Genomic DNA, 19647 nt, shown 5'->3' with positions numbered 1-19647 from the left:
AAGGAGCCTGACTGTGAGTAAGCCTGCTTTCTCCTTTGAGTTCTTTCCTGCAAAAAACTGAGCAAGGTCACGAAAAGCTTCTTAGCACTTATGATGAGCTAAATAAGTTGTCACCGGCGTATTTTTCGGTGACCTACGGTGCGGGCGGGTCAACTCGTAGCCGTACCTTAGACATCGTACAAGCACTAAGTGCGCGCAGTGAGACTGAAATTGCGCCGCATATGTCTTGTATCGGCGATGACAAAGCGCAAATCGCTGAGTTACTTGAGTTTTATAAAAGCCTAGGCATCAGACGTCTTGTCGCACTACGTGGCGATTTGCCATCCGGTCAGGTGGGTATGGGTGAGCTGCCATTTGCAGTAGATTTGGTCAAGTTCATTCGTGAGTACTCAGGCGATCACTTCCATATCGAAGTGGCGGCCTATCCTGAGATGCATCCACAAGCGCGTAGCTTTGAGTTTGATGTTGACAACTTGGTGAATAAGTACCGCGCTGGTGCCAATGCATCAATTACGCAGTTTTTCTACAATGCAGACAGCTATCTGTATTTGCGTGACACGTTAGAAAAACGCGGTATCGATACCATTGCCCAGCCATTGGTAGCTGGCATCATGCCGATCACCAACTCTAGTAACCTGATACGCTTTGCTGATAGCTGCGGCGCTGATATTCCGCGTTATGTGCGCAAGCAATTGGCGGATTTTGGCGATGACAGCAAATCTATTCGCGAGTTTGGTTTTGATGTGGTGTATCGCTTATGTGAGCGCTTAATGAGCGAAGGCGTGCCAGCCATGCATTTTTATAGCATGAACAAAGTTGAGCCAAATAAACGCTTGGTTGAAGCATTAGGACTTACTGTTTAATACTTGATAATCTTGATAATTAAACAAGTATATAATGAATTTATAACTAACTGGCGCTCTTCGGAGTGCCAGTTTTTTATTGGAAAATTTTATCTACTGGACATTCATGTATCAAAAAACACATTTCATCTTAATGTATTTCTTAAATTTTTCTGACTATATGATAATGTCGTTTATCCGTTGAGCGCTGTTATCTGGCAGTAAGTATCATAAAAGGAATGCCTTTCGTGGCATCAAGTGATATTCTATTGGGTCAATAATAACCACTCACAATCAAATAATAGGAATAAGACCAAGTGCGACGTTTTTTTTATGCCATTAATAACGACAATATTGATGCTATGCCTTTACCTAAGTTGGGTGACCTACCTCTAGGGAGCCACGTTGAGTTGCCAGACAGCATCGTCCATCATTGGTGCCGAGTGCTGCGTGCAAATATCGGTGATCAAGGTATCTTGTTCGATGGATTTGGTGGTGAATATAAAGTAGAGCTAAAAGCAATCAGTAAAAAAAACGCGACGGCTACCCTCCTCACTCATCTAAAGGATGATCGTACGGCGCCTATTATTAGTAAAATCGGCTTAGTAATGAGTCGCGGCGAGCGTATGGATTATGCGGTACAAAAAGCAACCGAGCTTGGCGTCACGGCTATTCAACTGCTTAGTAGTCATCATGGCGAGGTCAATCTGAAACCTGCACAAATCGAGAAAAAACTGGCTCACTGGCAACAAGTCGCTATAGCAGCCTGCGAGCAATGCGGCCTGAATCGCCCACCCTCTGATACTTGCCCCACTATCTATCAATGAATGGCTGAATCAACCTGCGTCTGATGCGTTGAATACAGCAACATTGGTCAGTCCTATCGTCTCTATACTCAGCCAAGACACTTATTATCAAGTGCTACGTAGCGCTGCAAATCTACGTATGCAGATGAGTGTGCCAGCAGCAGGACAACCTGCAAAACCCGAGAAACTGGCCTCAGTTCTCAAGCAAGAGTCTCCCCTATATTGAACTATTGATTGGTCCTGAAGGAGGTCTCAGTGACGATGAATGTCAAAAAGCCGAATCTGTAGGTTTTATGCCTTGGCAAATTGGCAGTAGGGTATTACGTACAGAGACAGCACCCGTGGTTGCATTGACTACTTTACTCGCTTTGTATGGTTAAAATCAGTATTATTAATGAGATTTACTATCATTTATAGACACTTTAAAATAGAACTTTTGTTTTATACTCTGTAGAATCAAAAGTGATCTTAGTTTTAATTTAGTAAATTGAATCACAGTACTTATTTTTTATAAGCCTTTATTTTTTGTGAAACATTATTATGAGCAACTTTGACCCCATTCCAGTATCGATTAAACAGCGACTCATGGCCCAACTGTGTGAGCAGATCGAAGATGCTATTTTTGTGCTAGACAGTAATTTACGCTATCTATCTGTCAATGCCAGCTATGAGCTTATGATTGGCTATAAAGAATCCTTTTGGTCGGTCGTCCACTCGGTATTTACGCGGCTGAATTTTTGTCAGAAGAAGAGCAGCTTATCCTAAAAGAGATTAAGGATAATTTAAGAGAGTCAGGTTTCTACAAGTTGGATTTTTCCATGGCCAATCGCTATGGTGAGACGATCGATTGCCAAATCACCTATCGTAAAATTTGTATCGACCAAACGGTGTTTCATGTAGGTATGCTACGTGACATGTCTGCCGTCGTTAAAGACAAAAAGCAGGTTGCTCATTTACTCAACTACGATCAACTCACTGGATTGCCCAATCGCAAAGTGTTTTTGAGTCAGGCCAGTGACGTTTTATTAGACACCTATCAAGAAGTTGTGATTGTACGTCTCAATATAGACCGCTATCGCAATCTGGCAAGCTTGCTGGGATCTGAGGGAATAAACACTTTAATACAGAAGTTTGTGAAACGTATCAAAGAGCTCCATTTAGAGCATTTACGCTGCTTTTCCCACTTTGGCGGGGATGACTTTGCGTTATTGTTTGAGTGTCAAGATGGCAATATGGTACGTCATCAATTAGATACGCTCATGCAGATGTGCGAGATACCCTTCACAATGAATGGAAACGCGGCCACAAATTCAAATATCTACTGCCATATTTCTGTAGGCGTCAGTTACTTTCCCAAAAATGATGCTCAGGTAACAGGACTGTTGAGCAAAGCAGAAAAAGCCTTACAGTATGTCAAACAACACGGCGGCGATGATATCCGTTGGTATGACAAAACGATTGAGGAAGCCACTTCAGGTAGCCTACAGTTAGAAGCCGATCTGAGAGCAGCATCGGCTGAAGGACAGTTCATACCGTATTATCAACCAAAATTCTTATTGGATACGGGGATTATCACAGGGTTTGAAGCCCTAGTTCGCTGGCAACATCCCACTCGCGGTCTACTAAAACCAAAACATTTTATCGATGCTATTTTGACCCATAAGCTCTCGTTTGAGCTGTTTTCACAGATGGCTAACAAGATTGCCAAGCAGTTATCTGAATGGCAACAGCAAGGGTTTTGTCAGCATATCTGCATCAATGCCGATGCGGCCGAATTTAGTCATCCTGAATTTTTGACATGGTGAGCGGCCTATTGGTAGAGCACAATATTGCGGCGTGTCAGTTGCATATCGAAGTGACTGAATCCTCTTTGATTCAGCGCCATGATGATGTCAGAAAACAACTCAACTCTCTCAAAGAATTGGGCGTCCGTCTTGCCTTAGATGATTTTGGTACGGGCTATGCATCCTTGAGTTATCTGCAAGACTACCCCTTTGACTTTATCAAAATTGATAAAAGTTTTATCTCAAAAATTGATACCGACCGTACTCAGCATGCCATTGTAAAAGCCATTCTAGACTTGGCAGATGCTCTAAACATGCATGTGGTGGCAGAAGGTATAGAAACCGAACAGCAGCGCGATGTGTTGCTCGATATGGGCTGCAAAAATGGACAAGGCTATTGGTTTGGCAAACCTGTGCCCGCTGATGTGGCCACTGAGATGCTGGTCAAACAGTATGCCACCGAATAGCTCTTGTTTTCTGGGTATCATAAAACCGTTTATTGGCGACTTTGACTCTAAAGCGGTTTTTCTTTATGTGAACGTTATTTTTATGATGAAAATTGGCTGATATAACTCTGAATCTTTGATCTGTCCTATTGTATATCGGTCAATGTTTCATAGGGTTATTAATGATTCAGATTGAGGCCTAACGTTGATTGCACAATCGATGCAAGACAGGTTCATGACTTATCAGTGCTTTCACCAAACTTGTATAATCGCTAATGAAAGCCTATCTTTTATAGTGAATTTGTTAGAGCACATTTAATCTTTCTTTGACTCTGACAATCACCACTCTTTTCAACACTATTTTATGTAATCGATAGCATGGTTGACCTGCTTCACTGTTTATCATTTATTTAGATTTCCAGACTGGCTAGGTAAGAATAACGCACTAGAGGATAGTGCGGCCATATGCTCATTGTTGGCTATGATCGGTTACATTCTAAAAAGGACAGGAAGTTATGCAATACAAAGCGCCCTTACGTGATATTCAGTTCGTGATGCATGAACTACTCGATAGTGAAAGCCACTACAAAACATTACCAGCGTTCCAAGAAGCTGACCGCGAGCTAATGGACAGCCTATTTGAAATGGCTGCAAGCTTTGCTGAAAACGAGTTGTCACCACTGAACCAAAGCGGCGATGCAGAAGGCTGTAAGTTTGACAATGGTAAGGTCACCACGCCAAAAGGCTTTAAAGAAGCTTATAAGCAGTACTGTGAGCTTGGCTTCCCTGCTTTATCTGCTGAAGAAGAGTTTGGTGGTCAAAACATGCCGTTCTCACTATCAACGGTCATCAATGAGATGGTCGGTACGGCTAACTGGTCATTTTCTATGTATCCTGGCCTATCGCATGGCGCAATTCAAACCATCGAGCACCATGGCACTGATGAGCAAAAACAAACTTACCTAGAAAAAATGGTCACCGGCGAATGGTCAGGCACCATGTGCTTGACAGAAGCCCACGCAGGCTCTGACTTGGGTATTATCCGTACCAAAGCTGAGCCAAATGATGACGGTACTTATAGCATCACCGGTCAAAAATCTTCATCTCAGCAGGCGAGCACGACCTCACCGACAACATCATTCATATCGTTCTAGCCCGTCTACCAGGCGCGCCTGCTGGCACCAAAGGCATCTCACTGTTTATCGTACCTAAAGTGTTGGTCAATGAAGACAACAGCCTTGGCGAAAACAACAACGTCGTCTGTGGCTCTATTGAGCACAAAATGGGTATCAAAGCCTCAGCGACTTGCGTGATGAACTTTGATGGTGCAAAGGCTACTTGATTGGCCCAGAAAACCGCGGTTTACAGTGCATGTTTACCTTTATGAACGTCGCTCGTATCGGTACAGCAGTTCAAGGTTTGACTGCAGCAGAGTACGCGTTCCAAGGCTCATTGACTTACGCAAAGACCGCCTAGCGATGCGCTCACTATCAGGTGCCAAAGCGCCAGAAAAAGTCGCTGACCCAATCATCGTTCATCCAGCCGTTCGCAACATGCTGTTGACCGAAAAAGCCTTTGCCGAAGGTGGTCGCGCATTGGTTTATTACCTCTCACACTTTGCCGATACCGTTGCCAAAGGCGAAGGCGATGACCTGAAGTTTGCTGACCAAATGCTGTCACTATTGACACCGATTGCTAAAGCTTTCTTGACTGAAACGGGGCTCGAAGCTGCCAATCACGGCGTCCAAGTGTATGGTGGTCATGGCTTTATCAGTGAATGGGGCATGGAGCAAAACGTCCGTGATACCCGTATTGCTTGCCTATACGAAGGCACCACTGAGATCCAAGCTCTTGATCTTCTTGGACGTAAAGTGCTGGGCTCGCAAGGCAAACTACTTGCAAACTTTGTCAAAATTATCCAGACGTTCTGCCAAGAGCACAAAGACAATGACGAGATGGGTCAGTTCATCCGCCCGCTTGCCAAACATGTCAAAGAATGGGGTGATCTAACATCACGTATTGGCATGCAAGCCACCGAAAACCCAGACGCTGTTGGCGCTGCCGCGGTTGATTACATGTACTTTAGTGGTTATGTAACTTTGGCTTATTTATGGGCGCGTATGGCATTGGTTGCTCAAACCGCTATTGCCGACGGCACTGGTGAAAAAGCATTCTATGATGCCAAGGTTAAAACGGCTCAGTTCTATTTCACTAAACTACTACCACGCACCACGACCTATGTACAGCGTATCAGCACAGGCGTTGAGCCATACATGAGCATGGATGTAGACCAGTTTGCTTTTTAATTAGCCCCAAATCCCTCTCATATCGTATTTTTATCGGCAACATACCAAGCTGTGTTGCCGATTTTTTTGGTATGGGTCTTACTATGCTGATTATGATCGTTGATAGCAACCAGTCGCGTGCTTTTTTATAAGTAGTTGCTCTGTCCAAAACCTACTCAATGACTGCAATAGTGGCTGCTAACTTTTGGTGCACGCACAATTCACGAAGAAATACACCCGCCTACAAGCTTATTTGTTAAACTTTGAACATGAATCGCTAAGGTTACATCAAGAGAACAGTTGATAATCTTAACAACTCCAATTTTATCTATTTAAACCAAAGGAATGTTTATGGCTGTTTATAACGCCCCTCTTAATGACATGCGTTTTATATTAAATGATGTATTTAAAGCGCCACAATTTTGGCAAAATAACGAAAACCTAGCTCATGTCGATACCGAAACCGTCGATATGATTTTTAGAAGAAATGGCAAAACTGTCAAAAAACGTTTTGTTGCCTATCAACCGTAGCGGTGACGAAGAAGGTGCAACCTTTGAGGGTGACGGCGTTGTTACTACGCCAACAGGTTTTAAAGACGCGTACAAACAGTATGCTGAATCAGGCTGGGTTGGCTTAAGCGGTAACGCTGAATACGGCGGTCAAGGCTTCCCGAAAATGGTTACCATGCTCACCGAAGAGATGGTTTTTACGGCCAACCAATCGTTTGCCCTATACCCTAACCTAACCGTCGGTGCAACGCTGTGTCTGAATGCCGCTGCCTCTGAAGAACAAAAACAGACTTACTTAGAAAAAATGTATAACGGTGAATGGTCTGGTACCATGTGCTTGACAGAGCCGCATGCGGGTACTGACCTCGGTATCATCAAAACCAAAGCCGTGCCAAACGATGATGGTAGCTATAATATCTCTGGTACCAAAATCTTTATCACTGGTGGTGAGCATGACCTCACTGACAATATCATTCATTTGGTATTGGCAAAAACCCCCAATGCGCCAGAAGGCTCAAAAGGCATTTCATTGTTTGTCGTGCCAAAATTCTTGGTCAATGAAGATGGTAGCTTGAGCGCAACACCTTGGCGGTTGGCTCTATCGAGCACAAAATGGGTATCAAAGCGTCTGCCACTTGCGTGATGAACTTTGATAACGCCAAAGGCTGGATGGTTGGCGCAGAAAACACCGGATTATCTTCTATGTTTATTATGATGAACTATGAGCGTGTGACCATGGGTCTGCAAGGTCTTGGTGGCTCTGAGCTGGCTTATCAAAACGCAGCATTATACGCCAATGACCGTGGTCAGGGTCGCAGTGACACTCAAATCCAAAGCCCAGAAAAACCTGCCGATGCCATCATCCACCATGCTGATGTGCGCCGCATGCTGCTAAATGCCAAAGCCAACACCGAAGCGTCACGCTGCTTTGCCATGTATGTCGCCAAAAACCTTGACGAAGAAAAGTTTAGTACTGACCCAGAGGCCGCTCAAGCCGCGGCGGCGCGTTGCCCTACTGACGCCAGTTGCCAAAGCCTTCTTAACCGACAAAGCACTAGAAGCCACGGTTGATTGCCAGCAAGTATTTGGCGGTCATGGTTATATCCGCGAATGGGGTATGGAGCAAATCGTTCGTGATACTCGTATTGCGCAGATTTATGAAGGCACCAACGGTATTCAGGCACTTGATCTGTTAGGCCGTAAAGTGGCAAAAAATAACGGCAAATATGTCACCCATTTCTTGGGTGAGATTCGTGATTTTGTTAACAATATGCAAGCGGATCATGGTATCAAACAAGCTACTTTAGATGCAGCGGATACGATTGAAGAGCTCACCACAACGGTGCTGAACAATATTGGCGAACGCAAAAACGAAATCAATGGCTGCGCGGTTGACTACATGCATGCGTTTGGCTACCTTGCTTACTCATACATGTTTGCGTTGATGGTCGAGGCCGCCAATGGCAAAGAGGGTGAGTTCTACACCAACAAAGCCAAGCTTGCTGATTATTTCGTTGGCCGTATCTTGCCACGTATCAATGCGCATGCACAGATGGTCAAAGCTGGTAGTGACCCGATGATGAACTTTGATCTTGACTACTTTGATGTACCAGCCAGCTAAATGCTCATTATGAAGACCCGATAAAACCATGAAAAAGGACAGTTCAATGACTGTCCTTTTTTTTGGCAAAATAACTGCTAACAAAATAATTCACTATCGATGCGTGGTTACGATTAAAATAGCGCAAGATAAGGTGTCACTTAAGTGCCATAAAAAGCCATGATTCCTAACAATATCATGCACAGTGTTAAATAATAAAAACGATTGAAACAACCACAATAAAGGGTGCGACGTGTCAGAATTAAAACGCATATTACAACAGATTACAGCCCTAAGTGATGTGCCCGATCCTGCGGTGCTCAAACGCTTGATCGATGAACTACGAGTCAGCGACAAAGAACCTGCTTTAGCCAACCAAAACATTCAAACCCTTATTGATATTCTCCATCAACATCCAGAATACGGCGATGGACTCTCTAGCTTTGTCCTGAAATTGATTATCCAATATCGTCAAATCTCGCTATATACCGATACAGGTATTATGTCGGATCAAGGATTCTTTAATAGCTTAAGACGATTGGTCGGACATCGGTTTTTGCCGATACTCCCTCAAGATGACTCCGTCGTTGAACTGGTTGGTTACTTGTTTGATAAGCGTACTGATGAGCGCTGGCTTGCCAATATTGAGACAAAAAAATGGGACGAACTCGTGCAGCTTCTGAGGGTGGAAGAAAAACACCTAGACTTGGTTGCCACGGCAAAAAACAGTATTTTGAATGCGATTATTATTTTGTCTTATCGCATCAGCGGTCTTGGCTTACATCCTGATTTGATGGATTCTTATCCGCAGATGCTCAACTACTCTGCTTCTTTTGTTGCTCAAAACCAAGAAGCGGTGCTCTTTGTTAATCAATATAGACAAGCGCACGAGCTTGATACCTTAACCGACATTACCCCAGAGCAAGCCGTTGATCCAGCGCCATTGCTGGTTATGATTGAGCAATGCGAAGATATCGTTGCGACTATCCGCAAACGGATCTACAAAACAGGTATTTCTATTCGTTTGACCAATATGATGCTGCGCTTAGATCAAAGCTTGCAGCGCATGCGTATCTTGACAGAACTTGTCACAGACGACAATCAAAGAAGAGATCGCGCCGTCATTGAGTTGATCCAGACCCTGATCACCACTACCAATCGCCGCTATAGCATTGGCCATTTGATTGATAACAACACAAAACTGCTGTCACGTAAAGTCACTGAAAATGCCAGTCGCGTGGGTGAACACTATATCAGCACCGATAAGACTGGCTATCAAAAGATGCTCAAAAAGGCCTCTATTGGCGGTTTTGTCATTGCCTTTATGGCCACCATAAAAATACTGGCTTACCAATTGGCGCTCGCACCGATGGGTCGAGCATTTATTAACAGTATGATTTATGGCTTGGGCTTTGTGTTCATTCACGTGATTCGCGGAACGGTCGCTACCAAGCAACCAGCCATGACCGCTGCTGCTATTGCTTCTACTATATCTGAAGGCTCTGGCAAGAAGTCTCATCAGCTAAATAAGCTATCAGAGTTGGTCGTTGATATTTTACGTACTCAGTTCATCGCTATCATGGGCAACGTTATGTTAGCGATACCCACTTATCATCTCTTTTGCTTGGTTACAGTACACAGGCGCACCGATGATTGGTACCGAAAAAGCAGGTCATCTACTCCATGACTTGGATCCATTTCACTCATTAGCGCTTCCTCATGCGGCTATCGCTGGCGTATATTTGTTCTTAGCGGGTTTGATCGCCGGTTATTACGACAATTTAGCGGTCTATAACAAAGTAGGTGCGCGTATTCAACGCCATAAACTACTACAATATATACTGCCTGTATCATGGCTTAAGCGCTTAGGCGGCTTTATAGAAGCGAACTTGGGCGCTATCATGGGTAACTTTTTATTCGGGGTTTTCTTAGGTAGTACAGCAACCATCGGCTACATATTCGGCTTACCAATTGATATTCGCCACATTGCTTTTGCATCAGCGAACTTGGCACACGGATTGTTCAATATATCTGCTGATGACATCAGCTGGAGCCTCATTCTGATTTCTATATTGGGTGTGGCGCTTATTGGTATGGTCAACTTGATAGTCAGTTTTTCGCTGGCGTTATTTGTTGCTTTACGTTCAAAAGAAGTGCGTTTCTTTGAATGGAGTCGTCTCACAAAGCTAGTTTTTGGACATATCATTAGCCATCCTTCTGACTTTTTCTGGCCACGCGACAAGCCAATGAAATATGCACGAATCGATAGTCAAGGTCACATGATATTTGATGACACTTCAGCACAAAAAAATGGAAAAGCCATACCAAGCAATTATGTGGTACGCCGATTGTCTGATGTCAGAATATTACCCGAGTCTAAGCAAGCAGTAGCGCAAAACGCGGAAGCGAGTACAGACATATACTATGACAGTCAACCACAAGGCGATCACACCCAACCTCACAACTCTCCTAAGAAGGTTGTCAATCTTGATGATGGTCTGGCAGATGAAGAGCTAAATAGCACGCCTTATACCGACGATATCCAATATGACAAAGTCACCAAGACGCTCAATACCATCGATAATGAGGATACTGTTGGTCACAAGTCAAATCATGCGGATGCTGACGGCAAGTCTACTGTCGATGCCAAAACACCTTTGCCAAAACCTAAAAAGCCGCCAAAGCTGCCTGATTAAAAGGCTCGCTTGGGCGGCTTTATGCTTGGTGAATTATTGAGATTAAAACTATTTGGTACAAGGCCTGAAACACTCACACAACTTAGCTAAAGCTTTTACCCCTTAATCTTGAAAATATGGACGTAGAAGCAAAACTCTCGCACAGCTCAACAAACTTAGGATTCAAAAATCATCTAAAATAATGAAGAGCGGGCTCAATAAGATATTGGGATAGATCACTAAACAAGGACAAGAATGAATATAGCCAGCCATAGCAAACTGGAAGAATCTATGAAGGACGTTGCATCAACCTCCCTTGTAAGACTCATCTATGTTAGTAGAGTTAATACCACCGATAGATCTGTATTTGAGCATATCCAAAGACACTCGCATGTCTACAATAAAAATAATAAAATTGCAGGTTTTCTATGCAATGATGAAAAAGCTTCCTTCAATGCTTAGAAGGCGCAAAAGACGTTGTATTTTCTCTTATGCAAAGAATATTTAAAGATAGGAACCATAAAAAAGTAGACGTCGTTGCTGTTGAGCAGGTCAGTCAATGCCGCTTTGAAGATTGGCGTATGCACAGTCTTAACTTAAGCGCCAGCAATTGGCATAGACTGTCTGATCATGCGCAGTTAGGAGAGATCTCACCATTCAAACCAGAACACTGGCCATACTGGTTTATTGAATACTTTATTGAATGTGTGAGGAAGTTCGAATACTCTAACATCAGTCATGACACAAACTACATCACCTTTGATGACTTAGGTTACTCTGAGCTTGAAGAAAAGTTAACTCAAGATAATATCTTATGGGGCTGTAGTAGATAAGCACTATGCTAGACTACTTTTATGAAGATAACCCATTGTAAACTAAGTAAAAAAAATACAGCGAAGGCTGTTAGAGTTTTTACGGCTGAAGTGACTGCTAGAACAGCCGCAGATTTGCTTGATATTCAGCCTAATACTGCTGCACTTTTTATCATAAAATAAGACTTGTGATAGATTACCATCTCTCATTAGAAGCTGATGAGCTTTTTGATGGTGAGGTCGAATTAGATGAAAGTTACTTCGGCGGTGTACGCAAAGGCAAAAGAGGTCGCGGGGCTGCTGGTAAAACCGCTGTATTTGGGATTCTAAAACGAAACGGTAAGGTGTATACCATTGTCGTAGTAGACACCAAACAGACTACTCTAATGCCTGTTATTAAGCGTAAAATCAAGCCTGACAGCTTTGTTTATACGGATAGCTATCGAAGTTACAATGCACTGGATGTGAGCGAGTTTAAACATTTCAGAGTCAATCACTCTAAAGAGTTCACTTGCGGTAAAAACAATCACATCAATGGCATTGAGAACTTCTGGAATCAGTCTAAACGAACACTCAGAAAGTATAATGGGATCGATAAGAAGAACTTCCATTTATTTTTTAAAAGAATGTGAGTTTAGATTTAACTATGGTTCACCATCTAATCAGCTAAAATTCCTGAGAAAATGGTGTGATATTTAATCCTTATCTACTACAGCCCCTATCTTATTATTTATATTTCTTGGGCTACTGGTCGCGTCAACCGCCGCTGTCCTATTATTCAGGTACGACGTTATTCCTTAATGACTCAGTTAGACACCTTATGAATCATTTGAGCATAACTCAATCATCTGAGTATATCTCAGTAGAACCATCAAAACAGGGCTGTTAATTAATCAATAGCCCACTTGAAACAGACGGCTTTTGCGGACCTATTTAAAAAAGATTATTTAGGCTTTTATACTAAGGTATTTGTAGTCCGGGTATTTGTAGCCTACGTTATGAACTCGGGCACTGTGCACTTGAGGCTATTACCTTGCCGTCGCTGAGACGATACGCCAACAGACAGTTGCCCCATACACACCCACCATCGAGTGCACGCGCATGTGGTAAATCAATCTCGCCTTGTAGCGCGGCCCAATGACCAAATAGTATCTTACGCGTGCGCGGTACTTGCCACTCAAACCATGGTAAAAAATCGGTTGGCATAGGCTCATCTAGCCCAGCATTAAAAATCAAACTCAAGCAAACCATCCTGCTGACACAGGCGCATACGAGTAAAGTAATTGGCAATTGCTCGCATTCTGGTAAAGCCTTCAATACCTGAATGCCATTTATCGGCTTTTTTACTATAGAGATTTGGCGGTAGTTCATCAAGCTGCTCTAAGCTCCCCTTGCAGCTGCGATTCTAGCTCTTTGCATATGTTGCTGCTGCCTCAATACTCCAATGTGGTGGAATCCCTGCATGTACCAACACCGTATGCTCATCTGGATACGCCAATATCGGCTGCCTGCGTAACCACTCAAGCAATTCATCACAGTCATCCGCTGCAAAAATTGGCGCAGTTTTGTCTTTGCTCTTGAGTTTTGCAGCGCCGCGCCAGACTGCAATTAAATTGATATCATGATTGCCTAATACCGTTGCTGCAGCGCCCTGCTCACACAACGCTTTGACGTCGCGTAAGGTATTTAATGAGTCCTCACCACGCGCTACCAAATCACCGGCGAACCATAACTTGTCTTGATTAGGATCAAAATCTAATGTCTTTAGTAATTGTAGATAAGCCGCGTGGCAACCTTGTAGGTCACCAATGACATATTGATGGCGAAAACTCATAATCCCTCTATGATTTTTATATAATAATTGGTCATTATTTACATTAAACGTCTATTGACGAGCCTGATTGCTTAGATTGACAAAATCTGTAACGCTCAACGTCTCAGGACGTGCCTGTGGGTCGATACCGCAAGCGGCAAAATCATCCTCACTCAGCGTCGGCAGCAAGGTTGATTTTTTGAAGATAGCGCGAAGCGTCTTGCGACGATGGTTAAAGGTCTCACGTACCACAATGGCAAAATACTCTTCATCCTCTGCTACTATCGGTTTGTCAATATGCGGCGTTAGGCGAAAAACGGCACTGGTGACTTTGGGCGGTGGATTAAAAGCGCCGCGAGGCACAGTCAGCAAATAATCTGTATCACAGTAATACTGCATAATCACAGACAGACGACCGTAAGTTTTGCTACCAACGTCGGCTGTGATGCGCTCAACCACTTCTTTTTGTAGCATAAAGTGCATGTCTTGAATGACATCAGCAAACTCAAGCAAATGAAACAAAATAGGCGTTGAGATGTTATATGGTAAGTTCCCGACGACACGTAGCTTACCGCGCTCCTCGCTGTAAAGCTCACGATAGTCCACATGCATGGCGTTATCTTTAATAATCGTAAAATTTGGATGGCTATTGGCACCAATACGAATGCGCAAGCTGTCTGCCAAATCGCGATCCAACTCTACGACTGTCATCGCATCTACTTCTGCCAATAAAGGCTCGGTCAATGCGCCCATACCAGGCCCAATCTCAATCAAATTGTCATCGCGCTCGAGACGAATGCTTTCCACGATTTCGCGAATGACGCTGGTATCATGCAAGAAGTTTTGACCAAAGCGCTTACGCGGTTGGTGCTTGGCTGTACGTAAACTGTTAGAAATGGCTTGAGCATCAAATGTAGAGTTGGACATAAGAGAGTCTTAATGGATAAAAGATAAATGAGAGATGATAGCAATGTGCTGGTGTTATAATGGCAAATTATAACACAGCTCATAATTAGGCTGTGTTTTTGAGGTAGTTTATCTATAAGTCATCTAAAATGTATCACAACCGACATGGCACTTTTTTGTTCTCGAACCATCTAGCATAAGACCCATAATGGGAATAAGGATGGTACCCTAATGAGGACTTGAACTCTTGGCTGTGAGCTAATGGTATTAAGGTTTCAACTTGCTGAGATAGCCACAGTGTACTTCATGATGTACTTACCATAGATATTCTATCTATGATCGGTGCGCTAGTGAGGGACTTGAAGAGACCATCCCAGATTCTGTGTAACTGACGTTTAGATTAAATACTTACACAAAATTTAGGAAGGTCTCCCAGATTCTTATCAAAGACTTCATCATCTATTATTCGCCAAACGGCAACTTGCTGATGGTCTTTGGTGGTGACTAGATTTAAAGTTTGTTCAATCATTGCTTGAGGTCTCATATCCTTATGATGTTTATTTGCTTCAAACCCAGTTACTTTACACTTAGCGGTTTAATTAAGCTACTTACTCAACTTCAATATTCTAAAGGCGCCCTGAATAACTAAAGCAAATACGATGCTACCAATAATCAAATCAGGCGTACTAGAGTGTAACCAATTAACCAAAATCCCTGCAACAATTACCCCTAAATTGATAATCACATCGTTTGAAGTGAAAATCATACTGGCTTGCATATGGGCTTCTTCTCCTTCTTTGCTTTTCGATTTTTGTAGTAAATAGAGGCAAATCAAGTTTGCAATTAGCGCAAGAATCGATATGACTATCATGGTAGAAAAGTCAGGTAACTGCTCATTGCCAAAGAAACGTCTTAGTACTTCTAAAAAACCAAGAATCGCTAGCGTAATTTGAAAATATCCGGCAATTCTAGCAATCCGTTTTTTCTTAATGACCGTTCCACCGACCGCAAATAAGCTAATTCCGTACACGAAGCTATCTGCTAACATATCTAAGCTGTCGGCGACCAACCCCATCGAACGAGAAATCAGTCCCGTGCTCATTTCAATAATAAAGAAAGCAAAGTTAATGACCAGCACTATCCATAGTAGCTTTCTTTGCTCAGCATCTTTTTTGTGACTAGAGTCAGCATCAATTTTAAAATTATTGTTGGGATCAGAGGGGTCAATGGTTTCGGTCGAGAGTAGGGTGTCTCCTAATTTTAGGTCATGAATAGCAGTCTCTATCCCTTCTATATTGTCATGATGAAACACAGTTAATTGACGGTTAGGAATGTCGAACTCAAGATGTTCAATATTCGAGTGGCCCTCTAATTTCATTCGGATTAGGTTTTCCTCCGAAGGGCAGTCCATCTTCGATATTTTAAAAGTTGTTTTATTCATAGTTACATTTATATCCGGGTAGTGGTTCAAAAGTAGGCTGAAAAAAAAGATAAAAAAGATAAAAAAAGAAGTCCGAAGTTGCTAAAGTGAGTTTACCAAGACAAACTTCACAACAAGGACTTCTTACATGGACAACCTAACCGAACTATACTGCCATATTGACGACTTTTATCAGCAATTCAAACCTGAGTTTGACGCTCATTTAATCGCAACGGGACACCAAAGGTTAAGAGCATGCCAGATAAGTGTAGCAGAGATTATGACCATCTTGGTACTGTTTCATCAACTGCGGTATCGACAGTTTAAGGCGTTTTACTACCATCACATGCTTGGCATGATGAAACGGGCGTTTCCAAATCTGCCGAGCTACTCGCGATTTATAGAGCTTGTGCCGCGCAGTATCATGCCACTGTGCAGCTACTTGCAAAGCATGATGGGCGACTGTACGGGCATCAGCTATATTGATTCAACCAAGATAGCAGTTTGTCATAACAAGCGTATCTACCGTCATAAAGTCGTTAAGGGACTTGCAACCCGAGGCAAAAGCAGCATGGGCTGGTTCTATGGCTTTAAGCTGCACGCCATTATCAATCATAAGGGCGAGCTTGTATCTGTTAAAGTCACTGCGGGTAATACGGATGACAGAGTGCCTGTTAAGGATATGGCAACGCCTGTGTTTGGCAAGGTGTTTGGGGATAGAGGCTATATCAGTAAAGCCCTAAACGAGTGGCTCACAAAACACAATGATACCACGTTGATAACCAAACTTCGGCGTAATATGAAACCCCAATTACTCAAGCCGATAGATGAGGCGCTACTCAATCATCGCTCTTTGGTTGAGACGGTGTTTAGGGAGCTGAAAAACTTGTGTCAGATTGAGCATTCACGCCATCGTAGTGTGACGGGTTTTATTACAAACTTGCTGTCAGGTTTGATTGCTTATTGCTGGTTTCCCTATAAACCCACCATCAAAAACATGCCTCAGCAGGGACAGGTAGCCACATTGTAAATAGTATCAATGAGTTACAATGTGGCTTATCCCGAACTGGGGTTAAGTAGTTAAATGAATAGTAATAAATAACGTTAAACCAAGGATTTAGCGTCTATATTAAAAAGGCTATTTAGTAAGATTGAAAAGACAACGTCCTATTATCAAAGGACGTTGGCTTTTTAATGGGTAGAAATGATGTGGAATTTATCTACATTTAAACGATTAATTTAGCGCGGTTAAGGTTTGCTCAAACGCTGCGCGCCCGATTTCACCCACTTGCTGATTGACCAATTGCCCGTCTTGATAATACAGCAATGCTGGCGGACCAAATAGTTTATAACGCGCTAAGATTGCTTTTGAATCAGCCGTAGTCTCCGTGATATCAAGTCTGACCAATTGCCAATCTTGCATTTGCGCAGGGCGATTATGAAATAAGTTTTTCTCCATAGTCCGGCATGCAATACACCATTCGGCGGTGACATCGACCAGCACTTTAGGATTGGCGGCGACAATGGCATCTAACTCAGCCAGCGTCGTGACCGTCTTATCGGTTGCATTACTGGTGGCTGGTTGACCAGCAGTTGTCTGCAGCACCGGAACCGCAGTTAGGGAGGCAAGCGGATGCAAGCTGTCGTCATTGCCCAATGCGGCGCCGACGATTAAACACGTCGCCCAAATACCAGCGATTAAGCCTAGCGCTTGGGTCAGCATCCGACCTTTGCCTAGCCAGCTCCACGCCCACATCGCCACGACCATAAACCACAGCGCCCAAACCATCAGCATCACAGGCGAGATAAAGACGCGTTCAATTAATAACAATGCCACGGCAAAAAGCAACAAAGCAAAGCCCTGCTTGACCCAGTTCATCCACTCACCCGCTTTTGGCATGATTTTACCTTGGGTCGCGCCGATTAAAATAAGCGGCGCTGATAAACCAAAACCGAGCATAAATAAAGCCGCAAAGCCAAGTAATGGACTTCCAATCGTTGATACAGCAAGCAGCGCCCCAAATAAGGGTGCCGAAACACAAGGCGATACCACGAGCGCCGATAAGAATCCCGCAATTAAACTGCCGCCCGTACTACCAAGCTTGCTATCCCCCGCTTGGCTTAGACCCTGCATTTTACTACTGATAAATCTCGGCAGACGAATGCTAAATACGCCCAACATATAAAGGGCTAATAAGACAAAAACGATGGCAAACCCAATTAAAATAATCGGATTTTGTAGCCAACCGATAATGCCTAACGATTCGCCAAATACCGCAATGACCGCGCCTAAAATACCATAAGCGATGGCAACACCAATAGCGTAGCTGGTCGTTAAAATAACACCGCGTTTTACCGTTGGATTGTCTTCACGCGCGACGATATTGGCAACAATCGGTAGCATCGGTAACACGCATGGTGTCAATGCCAAGCCCAATCCTGCCAAGAACAATAACACCAATGCCAACCACGGATGCGAGGCTAAGCCAAAAGGGTCGCTATCAATCGCATTATCGCCAACAACGGTATTGTTCGTTGCAGCAGCATTATTTATGACAGCGTCATTGTTCGCTGCTTCACTTGTGACATTATCGCCTACCACTTCTTCATCGGCACCAGAGATGGTATTGATTGCACCAAGCTCTGCATCTAATGCTTCGTCATCTAACAAAGCGTAATCAATCACCTCGTCATCTGGCGTAGTTTGCTCTGTAGCAAGACTATTGGTAACTGTCCCATCTGTAGAGGCTTGCGCAGTTTCTGCATTGCTGTTATTGCTCGCAGAACCTGTAGCAGTACTACTTGAACTATTGGCTGCCGATTGTGACGCAGCAGCAATATTGACTGTGGTTTTTATTTTCTCCGGTGGATAGCATAGACCCGCTTTGGCACAGCCTTGCCAACCTATCGTCACGGCGGCATTATTTATCGCCTTGCCATTACTACTACTCAAAATGGTAGTAGCAACCATATTGGCTTGGTCAAATACCAATACTTGCCCAAAAGTTGGATCGTCGATGGAGACTGGCTTTTGGCTAAAGGTAAAGGTGCGGCGCTCACGCCTGCAGGCAGCGTTAGCTTAATTTGGTCTTTATAAACATAGTGCTCAGGCGTAATGTCAAATTTAATGGCTAAGCGCGTGCCATTATTGGTCGGTTTGCTGCTGCTGCTAACTTGAAACGCTTCATCAACAGGCAAAAATTTCGGTTGGGCAGCACTTTTATTACCAAATAAATCGCCCAATCCTGCCGCTTGCGATGCCACTGGCACGGCCGTCAGCCCAGTCGCTGCTAGCCCTGTCAATAATGAACCCGCGCTGAAAGCGAACGCCAACAGATAAGATTTTTTCGACGATTTATTTTGCGTTAATGACGGAGACTTTTCTGCGCTCTTAAGGGACATGAAGGGCTACCTATTATTTCCAATATTCGAATTGACCAATTCACTGTCTGTATGGACTTGTCTATTTACAACCCCAGTTCGGGATAAGCCACATTGTAACTCATTGACACTATTTACAATGTTGCTACCTGTCCCTGCTGAGGCATATTTTTGATGGTGGGTTTATAGGGAAACCAGCAATAAGCAATTAAACCTGACAGCAAGTTTGTGATAAACCCCGTGACACTACGATGGCGTGAATGCTCAATCTGACACAAGTTTTTAAGCTCCCCAAACACCGTTTCAACCAAAGAGCGATGATTGAGTAGTACCTCATCCATAGGCTCAAGTAAGGGGCTGTCCTAGA

General features: G+C 43.5%; 12 protein-coding genes and 7 pseudogenes. 11 read left to right on the top strand and 8 right to left on the bottom strand.

The annotated features are described in order from the left end of the window. Positions 1 to 13: 13 nt before the first annotated feature. The 10 genes and pseudogenes from metF (at position 14) to PKHYL_RS07690 (ending at position 12459) form a co-directional block, all read left to right on the top strand. Positions 14 to 863: pseudogene (gene metF, locus PKHYL_RS07735) on the top strand (methylenetetrahydrofolate reductase [NAD(P)H]). Positions 864 to 1204: 341 nt separating this feature from the next. Continuing rightward, positions 1205 to 2028, top strand: a pseudogene (locus PKHYL_RS07730) (16S rRNA (uracil(1498)-N(3))-methyltransferase). A gap of 160 nt (positions 2029 to 2188) precedes the next feature. Continuing rightward, positions 2189 to 2413, top strand: a complete 225-nt coding sequence (locus tag PKHYL_RS07725) for a hypothetical protein (RefSeq protein ID WP_240366397.1) — start codon at positions 2189 to 2191, stop codon at positions 2411 to 2413. Next, complete coding sequence (locus tag PKHYL_RS17410) at positions 2347 to 3453, top strand: EAL domain-containing protein (RefSeq protein WP_269778299.1); 1107 nt, start codon at positions 2347 to 2349, stop codon at positions 3451 to 3453. The genes PKHYL_RS07725 and PKHYL_RS17410 overlap by 67 nt, the downstream gene beginning before the upstream one ends. 8 nt (positions 3454 to 3461) lie before the next feature. Next, positions 3462 to 3899 (top strand): EAL domain-containing protein, encoded by a 438-nt coding sequence (locus tag PKHYL_RS17405; protein ID WP_269778298.1) that lies wholly within the window; start codon positions 3462 to 3464, stop codon positions 3897 to 3899. A 494-nt stretch (positions 3900 to 4393) separates the two neighbouring features. Further along, positions 4394 to 6184 (top strand): annotated as a pseudogene (locus PKHYL_RS07715) (acyl-CoA dehydrogenase C-terminal domain-containing protein). A 330-nt stretch (positions 6185 to 6514) separates the two neighbouring features. Beyond that, positions 6515 to 8294, top strand: a pseudogene (locus PKHYL_RS07710) (acyl-CoA dehydrogenase C-terminal domain-containing protein). Positions 8295 to 8526: 232 nt separating this feature from the next. Continuing rightward, positions 8527 to 10969: pseudogene (locus PKHYL_RS18100) on the top strand (site-specific recombinase). Positions 10970 to 11439: 470 nt separating this feature from the next. After that, positions 11440 to 11781, top strand: a complete 342-nt coding sequence (locus PKHYL_RS17400) for a hypothetical protein (RefSeq protein WP_269778297.1) — start codon at positions 11440 to 11442, stop codon at positions 11779 to 11781. Positions 11782 to 11802: 21 nt separating this feature from the next. Then, positions 11803 to 12459: pseudogene (locus PKHYL_RS07690) on the top strand (IS1595 family transposase). A gap of 297 nt (positions 12460 to 12756) precedes the next feature. Here the strand turns inward: PKHYL_RS07690 and PKHYL_RS18735 are convergent. The 5 genes from PKHYL_RS18735 to PKHYL_RS07670 form a co-directional block, all read right to left on the bottom strand. Continuing rightward, the gene (locus tag PKHYL_RS18735) at positions 12757 to 13002 is read right to left on the bottom strand and encodes a hypothetical protein (protein ID WP_442966138.1); all 246 of its coding nucleotides are present in this window, start codon (positions 13000 to 13002) and stop codon (positions 12757 to 12759) included. A 163-nt stretch (positions 13003 to 13165) separates the two neighbouring features. After that, on the bottom strand, positions 13166 to 13594 hold the full coding sequence (locus PKHYL_RS18730; RefSeq protein ID WP_442966137.1) for a symmetrical bis(5'-nucleosyl)-tetraphosphatase: 429 nt from the start codon (positions 13592 to 13594) through the stop codon (positions 13166 to 13168). A gap of 51 nt (positions 13595 to 13645) precedes the next feature. After that, positions 13646 to 14500, bottom strand: a complete 855-nt coding sequence (rsmA, locus tag PKHYL_RS07680; RefSeq protein ID WP_071001639.1) for a 16S rRNA (adenine(1518)-N(6)/adenine(1519)-N(6))-dimethyltransferase RsmA — start codon at positions 14498 to 14500, stop codon at positions 13646 to 13648. A 379-nt stretch (positions 14501 to 14879) separates the two neighbouring features. Then, the gene (locus PKHYL_RS07675; RefSeq protein WP_178377961.1) at positions 14880 to 15023 is read right to left on the bottom strand and encodes a hypothetical protein; all 144 of its coding nucleotides are present in this window, start codon (positions 15021 to 15023) and stop codon (positions 14880 to 14882) included. A gap of 60 nt (positions 15024 to 15083) precedes the next feature. Continuing rightward, positions 15084 to 15920 (bottom strand): cation transporter, encoded by an 837-nt coding sequence (locus PKHYL_RS07670; RefSeq protein WP_102091635.1) that lies wholly within the window; start codon positions 15918 to 15920, stop codon positions 15084 to 15086. A 127-nt stretch (positions 15921 to 16047) separates the two neighbouring features. On the opposite strand from PKHYL_RS07670, the gene PKHYL_RS07665 reads away from it, so the two are divergent. Next, positions 16048 to 16929 carry an IS982 family transposase gene (locus tag PKHYL_RS07665; protein ID WP_071001640.1) on the top strand — a complete coding sequence of 294 codons (882 nt, stop codon included), beginning with the start codon at positions 16048 to 16050 and terminating at the stop codon, positions 16927 to 16929. 204 nt (positions 16930 to 17133) lie between these two features. On the opposite strand, the gene dsbD is transcribed toward PKHYL_RS07665, so the two are convergent. The 3 genes and pseudogenes from dsbD to PKHYL_RS07650 all read right to left on the bottom strand — a co-directional run. Then, positions 17134 to 18891: a protein-disulfide reductase DsbD gene (gene dsbD / locus PKHYL_RS07660; protein ID WP_269778296.1), complete on the bottom strand. Its 1758-nt coding sequence runs from the start codon at positions 18889 to 18891 to the stop codon at positions 17134 to 17136. After that, positions 18849 to 19301: a protein-disulfide reductase DsbD domain-containing protein gene (locus PKHYL_RS07655; RefSeq protein ID WP_269778295.1), complete on the bottom strand. Its 453-nt coding sequence runs from the start codon at positions 19299 to 19301 to the stop codon at positions 18849 to 18851. Before PKHYL_RS07655 ends, dsbD begins: the two co-directional genes overlap by 43 nt. 113 nt (positions 19302 to 19414) lie before the next feature. Then, positions 19415 to 19606, bottom strand: a pseudogene (locus PKHYL_RS07650) (transposase); the annotation flags it as partial. Positions 19607 to 19647: the final 41 nt, after the last annotated feature.

This window comes from Psychrobacter sp. KH172YL61 (assembly GCF_007182895.1).
Classification (GTDB): Bacteria; Pseudomonadota; Gammaproteobacteria; order Pseudomonadales; family Moraxellaceae; genus Psychrobacter; species Psychrobacter pacificensis.
Note: the sequence above shows the minus strand (reverse complement) of the source record. Positions and strands in the feature narration are given on the sequence as shown.